We start from the raw sequence: 3,246 nt of genomic DNA, 5'->3' as shown, positions 1-3,246 counted from the left end.
AGGCGGGGACAGAGTGCAGCTAGCTTGTCAGGAAGTATCCCTTTTCAGGGAACTCGCCGTCCTTTGGGATATAGTCCTCCCAGGCCAGGGCCAGCACGCCTTGGAACAGAGCCTCGAAATCCGGCGCGGGGAAGGAGCCCAGCTCCATCAGCACCCGGGCGCCGCAGCGAAGGTTCAAGTTCAGACGGGCAATGTCAAGCATAGTTCCTTCACAGTGGACGCGGCCGTTCTCGGCCCGGACACCTTTTAAGTTCAGACGTTTCATCTCGCCGGAGACCAAGCTCTCCAGGCCGAAGAGGCAGGGGACGGTCAATGTCATAGGGAGGGCTCCCTTCTTTTTTAATAAAAATACCATTCTTGTGGAAAAATGTCAAATCATAATAGGGTATTCCCTGCGGGAGACGGGGAGGCCGCCCCACAAGGGGGGGGGGACGAGGGGGGTCCCGCCGCGGGCGGGGACGGGGGGTGCACCCTCCATTTTCCCTTTTTCTGAGCGCAGAAAAAGAGAAAACTCTCCAGGGGGGACCCTCTCGCCGCTTCGCAGCTCACCTTGGCGGACCGTGCATCTGCCTAGCCATCGTTATGGCTGAATCCCCTGCCCGTCAGGGCAACCACCAGCCAAATTTCCCCAATTCAGAATTGTTACCGAATTGAAACGCAATTCTCCTTCGAGTATGCTATAATACATATTATCACGAAGCCAAGGACCCTGTATGGTGAAAGGAGGTATTTTCCTATGATGTGGCTATGGCTGTGTGCAGCCGTCCTCTTCGGGGCGGTGGAGGCGGTCACGGCGGGCCTTGTGTCCGTGTGGTTTGCAGTGGGCTCCGTAGGAGCGTTTTTCGCCGCCCTGGGCGGATTGAGCATAACGCTCCAGCTGGTGGTCTTCGCGGCGGTCTCCGCCGTGGCTCTGGCGGCGACCCGCCCGCTGGTGGCGCGGTTTGGAAAGAGCCGCCACGTTCCTACCAATCTGGACCGGGTCATCGGCAAGACCGCCCAGGTGTCGGAGGATATCGACAACGCCGCCGCCACCGGTGCGGTGTACGTAGACGGAAAGACCTGGACCGCCCGCAGCGCCTGCGGGGAGGCGATTCCCGCGGGGAGCTGTGTGGAGATCCAGCGCATGGAGGGCGTAAAGCTCTTTGTAAAAAAATCTGAGGAAAAAGCGGAGGTAGTGTCATGATTAACTTTGGAGTGATTGCCATCGTCGTTCTGGTGGTGCTGATTCTGATCCTGCTGATCAGCAACATCGTCATTGTCCAGCAGTCCCGGGCCTATGTGGTGGAGCGGCTGGGCGCCTTCCGGGTGGTGTGGAACGTGGGACTGCATCTGAAAGTTCCCTTTATCGAGCGTATCGCCAAAAAAGTGTCCCTGAAAGAACAGGTGGCGGATTTTGCTCCCCAGCCCGTTATTACCAAGGACAATGTCACCATGCAGATCGACACGGTCATCTATTTTCAGATCACCGATCCCAAGCTGTATACCTACGGTGTGGAGCACCCCATGAACGCCATTGAGAACCTGACGGCAACTACCCTCCGCAACATCATCGGCGACATGGAGCTGGACCAGTCCCTCACCAGCCGCGACATCATCAACTCCCGGATGCGGGCCATTCTGGACGAGGCCACGGACCCCTGGGGCATCAAGGTCAACCGGGTGGAACTGAAAAACATCATCCCGCCCAAGGAGATTCAGAACGCCATGGAGAAGCAGATGAAGGCGGAGCGTGAGCGCCGCGAGTCTATCCTCCAGGCCGAGGGCACCAAGCAGTCCCAGATCCTGGTGGCCGAGGGTGAGAAGCAGTCCGCCATTTTGAAGGCCGACGCCGCCAAGCAGGCCGCCATCCTGAAAGCCGAGGGCGAGAAGGAGGCCCGCATCATGGCCGCCGAGGCGGAGGCCCAGGCCATCATGCAGGTGCAGCAGGCCCTGGCGGACTCCCTGAAGCTGCTGAACGACGCCGCTCCCAACGACCAGGTGGTGAAGCTCAAGGCTTTGGAGGCTATGCAGAAGGTAGCGGACGGCAAGGCCACCAAGATCATCATCCCCAGCGAGCTCCAGGGGCTGGCGGGCCTGGCGGCCAGCGCCAAGGCGGTGTTTGATACCGAGGACCCCAAGCAGTAAGTTAAAATTTAGAGCCGCCCTTTGAAAAGGGCGGTGGGTCCAGGGTAAAGCCCTGGCGGGTCTGGGCGAAGCCCGGCGCTTGCCGTTTTGACTGCGCCCAGGATATAAAAACCGAAAAGGACCGGGATGCCGCGGCGTCCCGGTCCTTTGTCATAAAACGCGGTATGACTTATTTCACAATCAGCGTCTTTCCGTCCATCTCCGGAGGACAGGCCAGGCCCATCACATCCAGGATGGTGGGGGCGATGTCCGCCAAACGTCCGTCGGTCCGCAGCTCCGACCCGGCGCCGCAGAGGATAAAGGGCACCAAATTGGTGGTGTGGGCGGTCATGGGACTGCCATCGGGCTCCACCATCTGCTCGGCATTGCCGTGGTCGGCGGTAATCATGGCAATGCCTCCCATTTTCAGCGTGGCATCCACCACCCGGCCCACGCACTCGTCCACGGTCTCCACGGCCTTGACGGCGGCGTCAAACACGCCGGTGTGGCCCACCATGTCGCAGTTGGCGAAGTTCAGGATTACCACGTCGTAGGCCCCGGACTCAATGCGCTCCACGCACTTGTCGCAGACCTCCAGGGCGCTCATCTCCGGCTGGAGGTCATAGGTGGCCACCTTGGGGGAGGGGACCAGCACCCGGTCCTCGCCGGGGAATACGGTCTCGCTGCCGCCGTTGAAGAAGAAGGTGACATGGGCGTACTTCTCCGTCTCGGCAATGCGCAGTTGGGTAAGGCCCATTTGGCTGAGGTACTCGCCCAGGCCGTTTTTCACGGTATTGCGGGGATAGGCCACCTCCACATTGGGCATGGTGGCGTCGTACTCCGTGTTACAGATAAAAGTGACGGGGAAGAGCTGGCGGGTAAAGCCGTCAAACTCCGGGTCTACCAGCGTACGGGTGATCTCCCGGGCCCGGTCGGGCCGAAAGTTGAAGAAGATGACGCTGTCGTTGTCGGAGATGGTGCCATCCGGGTCGCAGACCACGGGCTCCACGAACTCGTCGGTGACCCCGGCGGCATAGGAGGCCTTCACGGCGGCCACGGGGTCGGGATTGGAGACGGCGCTCTCGCCATAGACCATGGCGTCATAGGCCTGCTCCACCCGGTCCCAGCGCTTGTCGCGGTCCA

General features: G+C 60.5%; 4 protein-coding genes. 2 read left to right on the top strand and 2 right to left on the bottom strand.

The annotated features are described in order from the left end of the window. Positions 1-19: 19 nt before the first annotated feature. The gene (locus tag QZ326_RS12230) at positions 20-319 is read right to left on the bottom strand and encodes a THUMP domain-containing protein (RefSeq protein ID WP_295745644.1); all 300 of its coding nucleotides are present in this window, start codon (positions 317-319) and stop codon (positions 20-22) included. A 417-nt stretch (positions 320-736) separates the two neighbouring features. Here QZ326_RS12230 and QZ326_RS12225 point away from each other — a divergent pair, with 417 nt between their 5' ends. Beyond that, a complete protein-coding gene (locus tag QZ326_RS12225; protein WP_295745641.1) occupies positions 737-1,183 on the top strand; it encodes an NfeD family protein in 447 nt (148 codons plus the stop codon). Further along, positions 1,180-2,124 carry an SPFH domain-containing protein gene (locus QZ326_RS12220; protein WP_295745638.1) on the top strand — a complete coding sequence of 315 codons (945 nt, stop codon included), beginning with the start codon at positions 1,180-1,182 and terminating at the stop codon, positions 2,122-2,124. The genes QZ326_RS12225 and QZ326_RS12220 overlap by 4 nt, the downstream gene beginning before the upstream one ends. Positions 2,125-2,293: 169 nt before the next feature. On the opposite strand, the gene gpmI is transcribed toward QZ326_RS12220, so the two are convergent. Continuing rightward, a partial coding sequence (gene gpmI / locus QZ326_RS12215; RefSeq protein ID WP_295745635.1) for a 2,3-bisphosphoglycerate-independent phosphoglycerate mutase occupies positions 2,294-3,246 on the bottom strand: 953 nt, incomplete at its 5' end.

The organism is uncultured Oscillibacter sp., from assembly GCF_910587525.1.
Classification (GTDB): Bacteria; Bacillota; Clostridia; order Oscillospirales; family Oscillospiraceae; genus Oscillibacter.
The sequence above is the reverse complement of the archived record's forward strand: the minus strand, read 5'-3'. Positions and strand labels throughout refer to the sequence as shown.